Here is a 14,214-nt window from a genome sequence, read left to right on the forward strand (position 1 = left end):
CCACGACGAGGTGTTCGAGCTCGATCCCGCGACCTGGGACCTGCTGGTCGAGCACTCGTGGTCGGACTTCCCCTACGAGGTGTGCGGGCTGCTCGGCGTCCGCGCCGACGGGAGTTGCGCCCACTACCCGATCGACAACGCCGAACGTTCCATGACCTACTACGTGATGGACGCCAAGCAGCTGCTGCGGGCGATGCGCGAGATCGAGGACGAGGGCTGGGGGCTCGCGATCTACCACTCGCACACCCACACCCAGGCCTACCCCTCGGCGACCGACATCCGCCTCGCGGCCTACCCCGAGGCGACCTACCTGATCGTGACGCTGCAGGACCGGGACCGGCCCGACGTCCGAGCGTTCTCGATCGTGGACGGCGAGGTGTCCGAGAAGCGCGTGCTGGTGCGCGACAGCGCGGCCTGACGGCTGCCCCGACGGGAGGACGAGACGTGGCGGTGTGGGTGCCGGTGGCGAAGGCGCTGCGACGCTACGGCCCCGTGGTGGGCCCGATCGTCCTGAACAAGCTGCGGCGTGAGGCCCAGCCGTACTGGCAGGCCTACCAGCACGCCCGCCGCGTGGACGGCTCCATCGGTGCGTGGGAGGACGAGGACGGCAAGCACTGGGTCGTGCTCGATGCGGCCCAGCGCGAGGTGGTCGGTTCGTTCCCACCCATGACGCGCTCGCAGCGCGAGCGCGCGCTCGAACACCTCGACCCGGCCCACCTCCAGCACCACTCCGACACGACCCTGGCCAAGCTCGGGCGCGCGCCGGCCCGGGCTCGCGAGGCGCTCCCGTCCCGTCGTGACGGCTCCGCCGACCGGTGAGCCGCGGGCACGGCTCCGTGGCGGGCGGGCTGGCACGTCAGGGGCGGAGGGCTGCGTAGCCACGGGCGACGCGGTCCCGGAGGACGGCCCGCTCGCCGTCCGGCAGGAACGCGACCTCGACGGCGGTCGCCGTCACCTCCTCGAGTTCGGCCAGACCCCAACCGAAGGCGTCGTGGACGGCCAGCGCCTCCGAGGTGAGGGTGACGTCGCTCATCAGGCGGTTGTCGGTGTTGAGCGTGATGCGGAACCCCGCGTCCCGCAGCCGTGCGATCGGGTGGCCGGCCACGTCCGCGGCCACGCCGGTGTGGACGTTGGAGGTCGGGCAGACCTCGAGGGGGATGCCGGCGCTCAGGACCCGGGCGGCGACGGGGCCGGGAGCACCGTCCTCGCCGAGGTCCTCGACGATCCGGACCCCGTGGCCGAGCCGCTGTGCACCGGCGTCGAGGGCGTCGGCGACCGAGGCGGGTCCGAACGCCTCGCCGGCGTGCAGGGTCACCCCGAGACCAGCCTCGCGGGCCAGGCCGATGGCCGCCGCGTGTGCCGTGGCGGGGAACCCGTCCTCCGGGCCGGCGAGGTCGACCGCGACGACCCCGCGGTCCACGAACCTCCCCGCCGCCGCGAAGGCCGCCGCGGCGTGGTCGAGGTGGCGCAGCGCACAGACGATGAGGCGCACCTCGACGTCCGCGGGCCCCTCGGCGAAGCCGGCGAGGATCGCGTCGATGACCTCGTCGTAGGTCAGGCCACCGGCGGTCGACAGCTCGGGGGCGTACCGCACCTCACCGTGGACGATGCCGTCGTCGGCGAGGTCCTCGGCGAACTCGCACGCGACGCGCCGGAGTGCGTCGGCGCGCTGGAGCACGGCGACGGTCTGGTCGAACGCCTCGAGGTAGCGGGGGAGGTCGGCGCCGCGACCACCCTGGAAGAACCAGGCGCGCAGGCTCTCCTCGTCGTCGGCCGGGAGCGGGTGGCCGATCCGACCGGCCAGGTCGCGGACGGTGGCTACGCGCAGCCCCCCGTCGAGGTGATCGTGCAGGGACACCTTGGGTGCGCGCCGTGCCAGCTGCGGGTCCACGTCACGTCCTGATCGGTGCATCGGCGTCGCGGGACGCTACCGAGCGCTGACGTACGACGACCCCGGTCAGCCGAGGGAGGCGGCCAGCGCATCGGCCAGGTCACCGTTGCGGGCGACGACCACCTCGGGGACCCCGAGCCAGGCGCCCAGCTCGCACAGCTCCTCGGCCAGCGCACGCCCGACGTACGCACGGTCGACGTGCGGCTCGGCGAAGGCCCCGCGCACCTGCAGCCGGCCACCGGCCCGGTCCGCCTTCAGGTCAACCCGCGCGACGAGCCGGTCACCGAGGAGGAACGGCAGCACGTAGTAGCCGTGGACGCGCTTGGCCTCGGGGACGTAGATCTCGATGCGGTAGCGGAAGCCGAACAGCGCCTCGGCCCGGCCGCGGTGCCACACCACCGGGTCGAACGGGGACAGGAGCGTGCGGGCCGGGATCGTGCGGGCGGCGCGGGCGCCCGGCAGCACGTAGCGGGGTTCGTGTTCCAGTCCTCGGACACGCACCTCGTCGAGCTCGCCGCGTGCCACGAGCGCTGCGAGCGCTGGTCGGGCCTCGGGGACCCGCAGCCGGTGGTGGTCGGCCAGCTCGGCCAGCGTGGCGATGCCGTGGGCTCGGGCGGCGCGCAGCAGCAGCCGCTGGTGGGCGACCTCGGTGGGCGGGACCTCGGACTCGCGGGCGTGCGCGGGGATGATGCGTTCGGCGAGGTCGTACACGGTCACGAAGTTGGCGGTCCGGGTGTGGACGGCCAGGTCCCCGCGCACGTGGAGGTAGTCGAGGGTGACCTTGCCCTTCGGGTTGCCCCACCACGGACCGCTGCGCGCACCCGGATCGGACAGGTCGGCCACGGACGTCGGACCGTTGGCAGCGACCTCGTCGAGCACCTTCTCGACGTAGCCCGGATCGTCCTCGACGACCTGCTGGAGGCTGGGCCACTTCAGCGGTGTGGCCCGTCGGTGGTGCAGCAGCGGCCAGACGTCGACGGAGGTGCACGACTGCACGTGGATCCACCCCTCGTACAGCTCGCGCGAGCCCCACAACCAGGCGTCGCGGGCGGCGCGATCGTGGGGGCCGATCCGGGACCAGAACGGCAGCTCGTGGGCCCGCGCCAGCACGTTGACCGAATCGAGCTGCACGATGTCGGTGGCGGCCGTGACGCGACGTAGGTGGCGTACGTCGCGTCGGGTCGTGGCCGGTGGCCGTGGGCGGTCGAGCCCCTGCGCGGTGAGCGCGAGGCGGCGGGCGACGGGCAGCGAGATCGTGCGCATGGCCGGGCACGCTAGTCGCCACGGGGCGACGACGAACGCACGTTCGGTCGTGCGGTTCGTGCCGCCGGGGCGCCGGGGCGCCGCGAGCGCGAGCGGGGCAGGAAGGTCGCGGGAGCTCGCCGCGTTCCCCCTGTGGCGTGGGGTCGCGTGGACCCTCGGCGGTACCCTCCGCAGCCGCACGGTGGGTCGGCGTCGACCCACCGCATCCCCGGCTCCGACGCATCGAGGTACCCCGTGGCCACCGTCCGGATCCCCACCGTCCTGCGCAAGCACACCGGCGGTGACGCCAAGGTCCAGGCCGACGGCGCGACGGTCGGCGAGGTCTTCGGCGGCCTCGTGTCCCAGCACCCCACCATCGAGGACTCGCTGTTCGAGGACGGGGCGCTGCGCGGGTTCATCAACGTCTACGTCGACGACGAGGACGTGCGCTACCTCGACGGGCTCGACTCGAAGGTCGAGCCGAACGCCGAGATCTCGATCATGCCCGCGGTCGCGGGTGGCGCGGAGCGGAGCGAGCACGCACCGCGCCACCTGTCAGCGGGTGGCGCGTCGTCCCGGGCTCGGGGCGCGAACGGTGCGTGGAGCGAGCACGCACCGCGCCACCTGTCCGCGGGTGGCGCTGGCGCCTGAGTTGCGCTTCGACGACATCGCGCAGGCGGTCGGCAACACCCCGCTCGTGGGGCTGCCGCGCCTGTCGCCGCCCGGCTACCACCTGTACCTCAAGCTCGAGGGCCACAACCCGACCGGGTCGGTCAAGGACCGGGTCGCCAAGTACCTGATCGAGGCCGGCGAGGCATCCGGTGAGCTGCAGCCCGGTGGCCGCGTGCTCGAGCCCACCTCCGGCAACACCGGGATCGGCCTGGCGGCGATCTGTCGTGTCAAGGGCTACGCGCTGACGTGCGTCATGCCGGAGAACACCTCCGAGGAACGCGCGCAGATCCTGTCGCTGTTCGGTGCCGACATCGTGCACTCGCCGGCCAGCGAGGGGTCCAACGGCTCGGTGCGGCTGGCGCGGGAGATGGCGGCCGCCGACCCGGACCTCTACATGCCGTTCCAGTACGGCAACGCGGCCAACGCGCTGGCCCACTACGAGACGACGGCACCCGAGATCATCGCCGACCTGCCGGACATCACCGCGTTCGTGGCGGGGCTCGGGACCGGCGGGACGGTCACGGGTGCGGGGCGGCGGCTCAAGCGCTGGGATCCGGCCATCAAGGTGTACGCCGCCGAGCCCGAGTACGGCGACCTGGTCTACGGGCTGCGCAACCTCGACGAGGGTTACGTACCGGAGGTGCTCGACCAGTCGGTGCTCGACGGGCGCATCAAGGTCGACTCCCGCAAGGCGCTCGAGTGGACCCGCCGCCTCGCCGAGGAGGAGGGCATCTTCGCCGGGGTCTCGACGGGGGCCAGCCTCGCGGTGGCCGCGCGGGTGTGCGGCCGGCTCCCGGAGGGCTCGAGGATCGTGGCGTTGTCGCCCGACGGCGGGTGGAAGTACCTGTCGACCGGTGCGTACGCCCCCGGCGACGTGGCCGAGATCGCCGCGCGTATCAGCGAGACGCTCTGGGCGTGATCCACGGGTCCGGTGGCTAGGCTCCTTCGGCCGTCTCCGTCCCGGGCGGCAGGCCCACGGGAGGGGACCGCGTGTCGTTCGACGTGACCGTGCTCGGTAGTTCCGGGTCGCACACCGGCCCGGGTCGGGCGTGCTCGGGGTACCTCGTGCGTGCCGACGGAGCGCAGCTGCTGGTCGACTGCGGGAACGGCTCCAGCGCCAACCTCCAGCGGGTGACGCGCCCGGAGGACCTCGACGCGATCTTGATCACCCACCGCCACGTGGACCACTGCGTGGACCTGATCGGGATGTTCTACGCGCTCCGCTTCCACCCCTCCGGCCCCCAGCCGATCGAGCTGTACGCCGCCCTCGAGGTGGTCGACACCCTGACGGGGCTGCTGTCGCACGATTCGGCGCTCGAGTTCCGCGAGGTCTTCCACGTCACCGAGGTCACCGGTGGCGACCGGTTCGACGTCGGGCCGATGCACGTCGAGCTCGCGGACGCGATCCACCCCGTACCCACCGTCAGCTGCCGCGTCGAGGTCGACGGGGTGAGCCTGGTGTACTCCTCGGACTCGGCGGGAGGTCCCGCCCTCGTCGAGCTCGCACGCGGCGCGGACCTGTTCCTGTGCGAGGCGACCTGGCAGGGCGACGGGGAGGGCTACCCCGACGGGATGCACCTGACGGCCCGCGAGGCGGGGCGCATCGCGACCGAGGCGGGCGCCCACCGGCTGGTGCTGACCCACGTGCTCGGGTCGCTCGACCGCAACCGCTCCCTCGCCGAGGCGCAGGAGACCTTCTCCGGTGACCTCGCCCTGGCCGACGATCTGCGCAGCTGGCTGCTGATCTGAGGCGGCTCGGACCGTCCGCGGGGGGAACCGGTCCGAGGCGCGGGTCGCGCATCGGTGGCGGAGAGCGGTCGCCGTGCTCACCGAGCGCAGCCAGGGCGGAGCCTGACGTGCGGGTTCCCGGCCGGACAGGGTCCGAACGGCGGTGCCTGCTCGAACTGGACCGGGTCCGCCGCCTACGGTCCGCGCGGCTCCCCACCCCTCCCGCGAGGTCCCGCCTTGTCCCACCCGCTCGCCGCGCTGCGCCCGTACGTCCTCACGGCGATGGCCCTCCTGACCGGTCTGCTCGTGCTGGTGGCGCCCTCCCCGGCGCTCGGCGCCGCCGGGTCGGGTCCTGGGGACACCGAGGCGGTCATCGCCCAGCGGTTCGCCGACGAGCGGGCGCGGGCGGGCCTGGCCGCGGTGCCGCGGTCCGCCGAGCTGGATGCGGTCGCGCGCGACTGGGCCCACCGCCAGGCGGCGGACGGGCAGATGAAGCACAACCCGAACCTGCGTGACCAGGTGCAACCGGCGAAGGCTTGGTACGAGAACGTCGGCTTCGTACGTGGCGTGCCGTCCTCGCTGTCGTACCGGGACGCGGGCGCCCGCCTGCACGAGATGTGGATGGGATCCGACGGCCACCGCGCCAACATCCTGCGGTCCCCGCTGACCGACGTCGGGTTCGGGGTCGCGTCGAACGGCGACGAGGTCTACGCGACCGTCGTCTTCCGCGACCAGGGTGCCCCGGCCCCGGCCCCTGAACCCTCCCCGTCGCCGTCCCCGTCCGAGACACCCGCTGAGTCGTCGCGTGCGACGACCTCGACCGCCAGCACGCAGGCGGCACCGGCCGCGAAGCCGGCCGCCACCGCGGAGCCGGCACCCGAGCGCGCCCCCGAGCCCGAACCCGAACCGGCGGCCGACGAGCCCGAGGAGCCCGAGGAGCTTCGGTCGATCGGGCCGCCGGGGGACCTCGCCGAGCGGCTCGAGCGTCGCGCTGGCGCCGATCGCCCGGCTGACGGTGACGGGGCGGCTCCGCAGGCCACGGCCACGCCCGGTGGCGACGACGAGCCGCCGCCTCCGATCGAGCTGCAGGTGCTGCCCGACGCCGGGGTGGGCCTCCCGGTCGGTGACGGTGGTCCCCGCTCCGTCCCGCTGATCCTCGGCCTGGCGACGATCGCTGGCGCGGTCGTGGTCGGTGCGGCCCGCCCGAGGCGCCCCGGTCGGTAGCGTCCCGGCTCCCGAGCCGAGAGGACCAGCGTGGCCCGCGCCGACGGTCGTGCCGACGACCAGCTCCGCCCCGTCGTGATCGAACCGGATGCCCAGCGTCAGCCGGCGGGCTCCGCCCTGATCCGCTCCGGGGACACCCGCGTGCTCTGCGCGGCCTCGCACGAGGAGGGTGCCCCCCGCTTCCGCGAGCGCCGCGGTTGGGTCACGGGCGAGTACGCGATGCTGCCCGGCGCCACCGACACCCGATCCCGCCGGGAGCGCAACGGTCCCGGCGGCCGCTCCAAGGAGATCGAGCGTCTCATCGGTCGGTCGCTGCGTGCCGTCGTCGACCTCGACGCACTGCCCGACGTGACCCTGACCGTCGACTGTGACGTGCTCGACGCCGACGGGGGGACGCGGACCGCGGCGATCACCGGTGGCTGGGTCGCCCTCGCTCGTGCCATGCGCCGCCACGGCCTCGATGCCGCGCTGACCGGCCAGATCGCGGCGGTCTCGGTCGGCATGGTCGACGGCCGCCCGGTCCTCGACCTTCCCTACGAGGAGGACCACCGCGCCGACGTGGACATGAACGTGGTCGCCACCGCCGCCGGGCAGCTCGTGGAGGTGCAGGGGACCGCCGAGGGCGCCCCCTTCGGCCGCACGGACCTCGACGCGCTGCTCGACCTCGCGTTGGCCGGCTGCGAGCAGCTGTTCGTCCTCCAGCGCGCTGCCGTTGCTGCGGAGGTCGCGCCGTGACCCCTCGGCTGGTGGTCGCGACGGGCAACCCGCACAAGCTCGACGAGATCGCCCGGTTGCTCGGTGGGTCCATCCCGGAGATCAGGAGCGGCAGCGTCGAGCTGGTGGCGATGACCGACCTCGGGGTTCCGCCCCCGGTCGAGGACGGCGACACCTTCGAGGCGAACGCCCTGATCAAGGCCCGTGCCGTGGCGGCGGCGACGGGTCTGCCGGCCCTGGCCGACGACTCGGGGCTGGAGGTGGACGCGCTCGACGGCGCACCGGGGGTCCGGTCCGCGCGGTACGCCGGTGACGACGCCTCCGATGCCGACAACAACGCCGCCCTCGTCGCGGCTCTGGCGGACGTGCCCGAGGACGAACGGACGGCACGGTTCGTGTGCGTGGCCGCGCTGGTCACCGTCGACGGACGCGAGGTGACCCGCCGCGGGACCATGGAGGGGCGCGTCGTCGACCAGCCTCGCGGCGACCAGGGGTTCGGCTACGACCCGTACTTCGTGGCCGATGCCACCGACGGCGGCCGCACCAACGGTCAGCTCGCGCCTGCGGAGAAGGACACCATCAGCCACCGGGGCGCGGCGTTCCGTGCCCTGGCCGAGGACGTCGCGCGGCTGCTCGACCCCGCGTGACCGTGCCGGGCGTCGATCGGCTGCCACCAGGAGGGGTACGTGCCCGAACCCGCTGCTGCCCGTCGGATCGGTGCGTTCCACCACCTGGCCGACCTCACCGAGGCACGGATCGCCGCGGCCGCCGATGCCTCACCGCCTTCGCCGGCCGAACAGCCCCCACCGCCGGCGGTCGACGTCCCGTTGCCGGACGTGCCGGACGCCGACGACGCCTCGGTGACCCTGGTCGACGCGCTCGCCCGACGCCGCACGAGCCGTGAACCCGCGGAGGCGCCGCTCGAGTTGGATCGGCTCGGTCGGCTGCTCGCACACGCGGCTCGGACGCACGCCGACGCCCGGCGTCCGCAGCCGTCCGCCGGTGCGGGCTACCCGCTGCGCATCGACGTCGTCGCCCTGCGGTGCACCGGCCTGGACGCCGGGGTGCACCGCTACGAGCCCGACGCCCACGGGCTGCGCACGACCTCGGTGGGGGACCCCACCGACGACCTCGAGGTGGTGTTCGGGCGCACGTGGGTGCGACGCGCCCGGGTCGCGGTCGTGCTCGGCGTCGACCTGCCCGCAGCGACCGCCCACCACGACGACCGTGGGTACCGGTACGCGCTGCTGGAGGCCGGCCACCTCGCGCAGAACCTGCTGCTGCTGGCTGCGGCGGCCGACCTGCCGGCGTGTCCGTTGGGCGGGTTCGCCGACCGGGCGCTGGCGACCCTCGTCGGCGGGTCACCGGACGAGGTGCCGCTCTACGCCGTGGTGCTGTGACGCGCCGAGGTCAGCCGCCGGAGGCCCCGACGCTGCGCACGTCGTCCTGCCGGACGGAGCGGTCCCACTCGAGGTGGTGGTCGTAGAGCCACGCCATCGATCGGTCGGTGACCAGGAACCTGAAGACGAGGGGCAGCAGCAGCCCGCGGAGCGCCCGCCCGACGGGGCCGGGGGTCTTGCTGCTGCTCGTGCGGGCCCCGTGGGCGACGACCCGTTCGACCCGGTCGCGGCGCAGGGCCTCGAAGGCGGCGAGGGCGACGGTGACGTCGGGGTGGTCCCGCAGGCACTGGGCCAGGACGACGGCGTCCTCGGCGGCCATGGACGCCCCCTGCCCCGAGGACGGCGCCGGCGCGTGCGCCGCGTCACCGATGATGACCATCGGACCACGACGCCACGTCGGCACCGAGGGGAGGTCGTAGGTGTTGGCGCCGGCGAACGTGAGCTGGCCCCGCTGGATCAGATCGGTCGCCGGACCGCGGTCCTCGGCGAAGACCTCGAGCAGGTGGCGCGACCACGACGCCGCCGAGGTGTCGGTCCGCTCCGCTGCCGTGGTGCGGTGCCGTGGGAGGTTGGCGAACCAGGCGGTCCCGCCCTTGGGTGCGACGACGTAGCCGAAGAACGCGCGCCGGCCGAAGATCATGTACCAGGTGCCGACTGCCGCGCCCTCCGGTCCGGGGCCGGGTGTGTGGCCCCCGAAGTTGAGCAACCCCGCGTACCGCGGCGCAGGAGCAGCCGGGTCGATGAGGCCGCGGACGGTCGAGTGCACCCCGTCCGCGCCGATCAACACGTCACCCGTGGTGCTCGTGCCGTCCGCGAACCTCGCCACGACGCCACCACCGCTGCGTGGCTCGGCTGCGACCAGTCGCTGACCGAACCGCACCGGGATGCCGCGGTCGAGCGCCGCCTGGTGCAACACCCCGTGCAGGCGTGAGCGCTCCACGGTGTGCGCGACGGTCCCGTCGGGGAGGCGCCCGCCGTTGGAGACCTCGCCGAGCCGTCGGCCGCGGTGGTCGAGCAGCACGTTGCTCGCGGTGGGGAAGCCCACGGCGGGTGCCACCTCGTGGAGGTCGATCGCCCGGAGGGCATCGAGGCCGTTGGTCGCGATGGTCAGGACGGAACCGACGTCGTCGGCGGGTCCTGGGTAGGCCTCGTGGACCACCGCTTCGATGCCTGCGCGCTGGAGGGCGATCGCCGTCGTCGGGCCGGCGATCCCGCCGCCGATGATGATGGCCTTGGTCACGTCTCGCTCCCGTCGACAAGTAGTTAGTTCGATCGAACGAAATAACTGTACGCCTAGGCTGTGGGTCATGGCAACCCCACCCCGCCACGATCCTGCGGCCGCACCGTCGGCGCGCCGACGCCAGCTGCTGGCGGAGCTGGAGCTCGCCGGCCGTGCCTCGAGCGCGGCGACGGTCCTCTTCCACGCCGTCGTCGCCGAGAAGCTCGGGCTCAGCGCCACGCAGGAGAAGATGCTCGACCTGGTGAGCCGGTTGGGTCCCCTCACCCCGCGTCAGCTCGCGGAGGCGTCGGGGCTCGCGCCCGCGTCCGTGACCGGTGTCCTCGACGCCCTGGGGGCCCGGGGTTTCATCCGCAGGGTCCCGAACCCCGACGATCGGCGCAGCGTCCTCATCGAGCTCGAGACCGACCGCGTGATGGAGGCCTTCACGCCGCTGTACACGGATTGGGTCGCCGAGCTCCAGGAGCTGTACGCCGGCTATCGCGATGACCAGCTCGAGACCATCGCCCACTTCCTGCGCGAGGCGGCTCGGCGTCAGCACCAGGTCGCGACCGCGTTGGCCAGCGACGACGGACATCGGGTCCAGCCGTGACCGGATCCCTGCCCCGCCCGTGGACGGGTCGCGCTACGTCACGCGACGGTGACGCTCCGTTGGTGACCGTGCGTTGTCGGCGCCTCGGGTTGCGGTCCCACCACAGGTGGACCGGACGGACGTGACCTCGGCAGGGGGGCCGTACGCTCACTGGCGGACGCGGCGTGGGGCGCCGGGTCCTGCGAGGTCGATGTGCGAGGGGTCGTTCCGGGGCGTGGAGCGGCAGCCGTGGCCGCCACCGCGGCTCGGCGGCCGGCGGTCGCGCGCGGCCGCCGTGGTTCGAGAGCCGCGGCCGTGCTCGTGCTCGGTGCGCTGCTGTGGGCCGACCTCCCGGGCTCGGTCGTCGCTGCCGGGCAGGCGCCCGACCTCGACGAGGGAGCCGAACAGGAGTCGTCGGCCGAGGAGCTCGCCGAAGCGGCGCGGGTCGCTGAACGCCAGACGGCGAGGCGTCGGCTGCGGGACGCCGAAGCGGTCCTGGCGGCCGCACGGGCCACCCTCCGGACCGCCCGCTCGAGCCTCCAGGCGGCCCGGGCGGCGGGGAGCAGGGCGGACGGGCAGGTGCGTCGGACGGAGGCCGTGCTGCCCCCGCTCGTGCTCGCCCGCCGGTCCGCGATCGCGGAGGTCGAGGCGGTGCTCCGCGACATCGAACGCGTCCGCCACGCACGGGTCGACGCGGAGCAGGAGCTGGAGGTCGCCACCGCCGCCCTCGCCCGTCAGGCGCTGCGGACGTTCAAGACCGGCAGCGCTGCCGACCTGACCGGACCCATCGCGATCGTGCGTGAGGCTCGTGATCCCGGTCAGCTCGCGCGTGGCCTGGCGGACCTTCGGGCCGTCACCCGCGACAACGCCCGCTCGGTCCGGGCCGTCGAGGCCGAACTGGTGGCGCTGGACGCCGAGCTGGCAGACCTGCGCCTGCATCGGGAGGTGCTGGTGGCGCAGGTCGCTGCGGCCGAGGAGACGCTGCTGCAGGGCGAGGACTCGGCGGCGTCAGCACGGGCTGCGGCCGGCGCCGAGGAGGCACGTGTCATCGCCGCGATGGAGGCGGAGCTCGCCGCCGACCGGGCGGTGCAGCGGGCCGAGGAGCGGCGTGACCGACGACGGGTCGAGCTCGCGGAACTCGACGTGGGGGAGGGGATCGGACCGCGGTCGCCGAACGGCGCTGTGGGGCCGGACCGCCCGAGCGATCGCCCCGGCGAGGCCGGTCCCGACGGAGCTGACGGTGTCGACGGGACCGAGGTCGAGGCCGACGACCTGGACGACCGGTCCGAGGCGGTGCTCGGTCGTCGCCGAGCCCTGCAGCGCGCCGACCGTCTCTCCCCGAGCCAGCGCCGGACCGCCGAGTCGTGGGTGTGCCCCCTGGACGGGGCCCGCTTCGTCAACGACTGGGCCTACCCGCGCAGCGGCGGTCGCCGCCACGAGGGGACCGATGTCTTCGCCCCGCGGGGGACGCCGATCGTCGCCGTCGCGGACGGCACGGTGGACACCGTCGTCACGTTCGACCGGCCCGGCAGCCTCGGTGGTCGCACCGTCACGGTCGTGGACGGTGCCGCACGCCAGTACTACGCCCACCTCGAGGGCGTCACTGCCGGCCTCCGGCGCGGGGACCTGGTGCGCGCCGGCGACCTGCTCGGGTGGGTCGGGACCTCCGGCAACGCCCGGGGGACGCCACCCCACCTGCACCTCGGCTGGTACGTCGAGGACGTCGCGGTCAACCCGTTCGCGTCGCTCGCGGTGGCCTGCGACGAGGTTCGGGGGGACGACGGCGACGTCCGGGCTCGGCGGGGCGACGGCGACGGCCGGGCTCAGGGGTGGCGGGTGCCCTCGCCGGCGAGGATCGCCTGGTAGCCCTCGCGGTAGGTCGGGTACCGGAACGTGAACCCCGTGTCGCGCAGCCGGTCGCCGCAGCACCGCTTCGCGCCGCTGCGCCGGCCGGTGGTGTCACCTTCGTCCGCGGGCGGCGGTTCAGGCACGCCGAGCTCGGCGGCCAGGAACCGCTGCACGTCGGCGAGCTGGGCCTGGTCGTGGTCGACGCCGACGTAGACCTCGTCCGGATCGTCCACCTCGGTGAGCAGGTGCACGATGGCTGCCGCAGCGTCGTCACGGTGGATGCGGTTGGTGGGGTGATCGCCGACGGGCTGCCGGGCGGTGCCGTCCCGCACCGTGTCGATCAGGCGGGTCCGCCCCGGCCCGTAGACCCCTGCGAGCCGCACGCTGGTGCCGGGCAGTGCCGAGGCGGCCAGCAGCTGCTCGGCCTCGACCAGGACGCGCCCCGTCGCGCGTGATGGCTCGGTCGGCGTGTCCTCGTCGACCTCCGACCCGTCGTCGACCCCGTAGACCGAGGTCGCCGAGACGAAGACCACCCGCCGTGGCGCCTGCCCGTCGTCATCGAGGCGCTGCAGCAGACGGCCGAGCCCGTCGCGGTACACCGCCTCGTACCCGGTGACGCCGCGACCGCCTGCGGCAGCCGCGTGCACGACGACGTCGAGGTCCGGGGGCAACGCACCGAGATCGCCCTCGAGGTCGCTGCGGACGCCGATGATCGGCGCGGGCAGGACCTCGGGGGAGCGGCGGCCACCGAAGACCTCCCACCCCCGGGCAGCCAGGCGCAGGCCCAGCTCGGTGCCGAGGTCGCCGCAGCCGGCGATCAGGACGCGCTCGCTCACGCGTCACCGGCCGTGGCTGCGGCGACGATCCGGTCGTTGAACCCGGGCCACGCGTCGATGGCCCAGCGGTCGAAGTCCCGGTCGGCGAGCTCGGCGGCCGCCAGCCCCCGGGTCGCGTCGATCCACAGGAACGAGCCGCTGCGTCCGAAGTGCCCGAACGTGGACGGTGCCAGGGCGTCGCCGGTCCAGTGCGGCGACTTGTCCCCCTTGATCTCGAACCCGAGCCCCCAGCCGCACGGCGACTGGCGCCCGTAGCCCGGGACGACCCCGTCGAGATCGGGGAAGACCACCGACGTGGCGGCAGCGTGCAGGTCCTCGTCGAGCAACGTCGGGTCGAGCAACTCGCGGGCGAAGCGCAACAGGTCGGCGACCGTCCCACGAGCGTCGGCGGCGGGGGACCCGTCGAGCACCGTGTCGTGCATGCCGAGCGGCTCGAGGACCTCGTGCTCGAGGTGCTCGGCGAAGGGGTGGTGGACGCGCTCGGCGATCAGGGCACCCAGCACGTCGTAGCCCCAGTTGGAGTAGATGCGGCGCGTGCCCGGTGCCGTGCTCATCACCCCGCCGTCGTCCGGTGGGAGCCCGCTGGCGTGGGCGAGCAGGTGGCGGACCGTGGCCCCCTCGTCGGCCTTCGGGCCGGCCGGCTCGTCGAGGTGGAGCGCCCCGTCACGCACCGCGACCAGCACCGCGTAGGCCGCCAACGGCTTGGTCAGCGACGCGAAGGGCAGCACCGCGTCGGTCGGCCCGTGCTCGGCGAGCGTGTCGTCCGCATCGGTGACGCCGACCGCGACGGTGGTCGGCTCCCACCCGTCGATCTCGGCGAGGACGTCGGTCAGGGCGGGCACGCGGACCTC

The 14,214-nt window shown here is 74.1% G+C and carries 16 protein-coding genes; 11 read left to right on the forward strand and 5 right to left on the reverse strand.

The window, feature by feature from the left end; translation table 11 throughout:
- Positions 1-10 precede the first annotated feature (10 nt).
- Complete coding sequence (locus NITAL_RS28260; protein WP_052668524.1) at positions 11-418, forward strand: M67 family metallopeptidase; 408 nt, start codon at positions 11-13, stop codon at positions 416-418.
- Positions 419-444: 26 nt separating this feature from the next.
- Entirely contained in the window at positions 445-819 is a 375-nt protein-coding gene (locus NITAL_RS22395) for a hypothetical protein (RefSeq protein WP_052668525.1), read from the forward strand.
- A gap of 37 nt (positions 820-856) precedes the next feature.
- On the opposite strand, the gene add is transcribed toward NITAL_RS22395, so the two are convergent.
- Positions 857-1,891 (reverse strand): adenosine deaminase, encoded by a 1,035-nt coding sequence (gene add, locus NITAL_RS22400; protein ID WP_211262606.1) that lies wholly within the window; start codon positions 1,889-1,891, stop codon positions 857-859.
- Positions 1,892-1,957: 66 nt separating this feature from the next.
- Positions 1,958-3,154 (reverse strand): winged helix-turn-helix domain-containing protein, encoded by a 1,197-nt coding sequence (locus tag NITAL_RS22405; protein WP_052668527.1) that lies wholly within the window; start codon positions 3,152-3,154, stop codon positions 1,958-1,960.
- A 234-nt stretch (positions 3,155-3,388) separates the two neighbouring features.
- Here NITAL_RS22405 and NITAL_RS22410 point away from each other — a divergent pair, with 234 nt between their 5' ends.
- The 7 genes from NITAL_RS22410 to NITAL_RS22440 all read left to right on the forward strand — a co-directional run bounded on the left by NITAL_RS22410 (position 3,389) and on the right by NITAL_RS22440 (position 8,871).
- On the forward strand, positions 3,389-3,784 hold the full coding sequence (locus NITAL_RS22410) for a MoaD/ThiS family protein (RefSeq protein ID WP_083441905.1): 396 nt from the start codon (positions 3,389-3,391) through the stop codon (positions 3,782-3,784).
- Between the two features lies 1 nt (position 3,785).
- The gene (locus NITAL_RS22415) at positions 3,786-4,724 is read left to right on the forward strand and encodes a pyridoxal-phosphate dependent enzyme (RefSeq protein ID WP_052669961.1); all 939 of its coding nucleotides are present in this window, start codon (positions 3,786-3,788) and stop codon (positions 4,722-4,724) included.
- Positions 4,725-4,795: 71 nt separating this feature from the next.
- Entirely contained in the window at positions 4,796-5,554 is a 759-nt protein-coding gene (locus NITAL_RS22420; protein ID WP_052668528.1) for an MBL fold metallo-hydrolase, read from the forward strand.
- 216 nt (positions 5,555-5,770) lie between these two features.
- Positions 5,771-6,757, forward strand: coding sequence for a CAP domain-containing protein (locus NITAL_RS29280; protein WP_052668529.1), 987 nt, complete (start codon positions 5,771-5,773; stop codon positions 6,755-6,757).
- 30 nt (positions 6,758-6,787) lie between these two features.
- Positions 6,788-7,492 carry a ribonuclease PH gene (gene rph, locus NITAL_RS22430; RefSeq protein ID WP_052668530.1) on the forward strand — a complete coding sequence of 235 codons (705 nt, stop codon included), beginning with the start codon at positions 6,788-6,790 and terminating at the stop codon, positions 7,490-7,492.
- Positions 7,489-8,118 (forward strand): RdgB/HAM1 family non-canonical purine NTP pyrophosphatase, encoded by a 630-nt coding sequence (gene rdgB, locus NITAL_RS22435; RefSeq protein ID WP_052668531.1) that lies wholly within the window; start codon positions 7,489-7,491, stop codon positions 8,116-8,118. The genes rph and rdgB overlap by 4 nt, the downstream gene beginning before the upstream one ends.
- Before the next feature lie 39 nt (positions 8,119-8,157).
- Entirely contained in the window at positions 8,158-8,871 is a 714-nt protein-coding gene (locus NITAL_RS22440; RefSeq protein ID WP_052668532.1) for a SagB/ThcOx family dehydrogenase, read from the forward strand.
- A 10-nt stretch (positions 8,872-8,881) separates the two neighbouring features.
- On the opposite strand, the gene NITAL_RS22445 is transcribed toward NITAL_RS22440, so the two are convergent.
- Positions 8,882-10,111, reverse strand: a complete 1,230-nt coding sequence (locus NITAL_RS22445; protein ID WP_052668533.1) for an FAD-dependent monooxygenase — start codon at positions 10,109-10,111, stop codon at positions 8,882-8,884.
- 67 nt (positions 10,112-10,178) lie between these two features.
- Between NITAL_RS22445 and NITAL_RS22450 the strand changes: the two genes are divergently transcribed.
- Both NITAL_RS22450 and NITAL_RS28695 read left to right on the forward strand, forming a co-directional pair.
- On the forward strand, positions 10,179-10,700 hold the full coding sequence (locus NITAL_RS22450) for a MarR family transcriptional regulator (RefSeq protein WP_052668534.1): 522 nt from the start codon (positions 10,179-10,181) through the stop codon (positions 10,698-10,700).
- Between the two features lie 228 nt (positions 10,701-10,928).
- A complete protein-coding gene (locus NITAL_RS28695) occupies positions 10,929-12,545 on the forward strand; it encodes a M23 family metallopeptidase (protein ID WP_052668535.1) in 1,617 nt (538 codons plus the stop codon).
- On the opposite strand, the gene NITAL_RS22460 is transcribed toward NITAL_RS28695, so the two are convergent.
- Both NITAL_RS22460 and NITAL_RS22465 read right to left on the reverse strand, forming a co-directional pair.
- The gene (locus NITAL_RS22460; protein WP_052668536.1) at positions 12,503-13,363 is read right to left on the reverse strand and encodes an SDR family oxidoreductase; all 861 of its coding nucleotides are present in this window, start codon (positions 13,361-13,363) and stop codon (positions 12,503-12,505) included. The two genes, NITAL_RS28695 and NITAL_RS22460, sit on opposite strands and share 43 nt — an antisense overlap.
- Positions 13,360-14,205, reverse strand: a complete 846-nt coding sequence (locus tag NITAL_RS22465) for a serine hydrolase domain-containing protein (RefSeq protein ID WP_211262607.1) — start codon at positions 14,203-14,205, stop codon at positions 13,360-13,362. Before NITAL_RS22465 ends, NITAL_RS22460 begins: the two co-directional genes overlap by 4 nt.
- Positions 14,206-14,214: the final 9 nt, after the last annotated feature.

Source organism: Nitriliruptor alkaliphilus DSM 45188 (genome assembly GCF_000969705.1).
GTDB classification, from domain to species: domain Bacteria; phylum Actinomycetota; class Nitriliruptoria; order Nitriliruptorales; family Nitriliruptoraceae; genus Nitriliruptor; species Nitriliruptor alkaliphilus.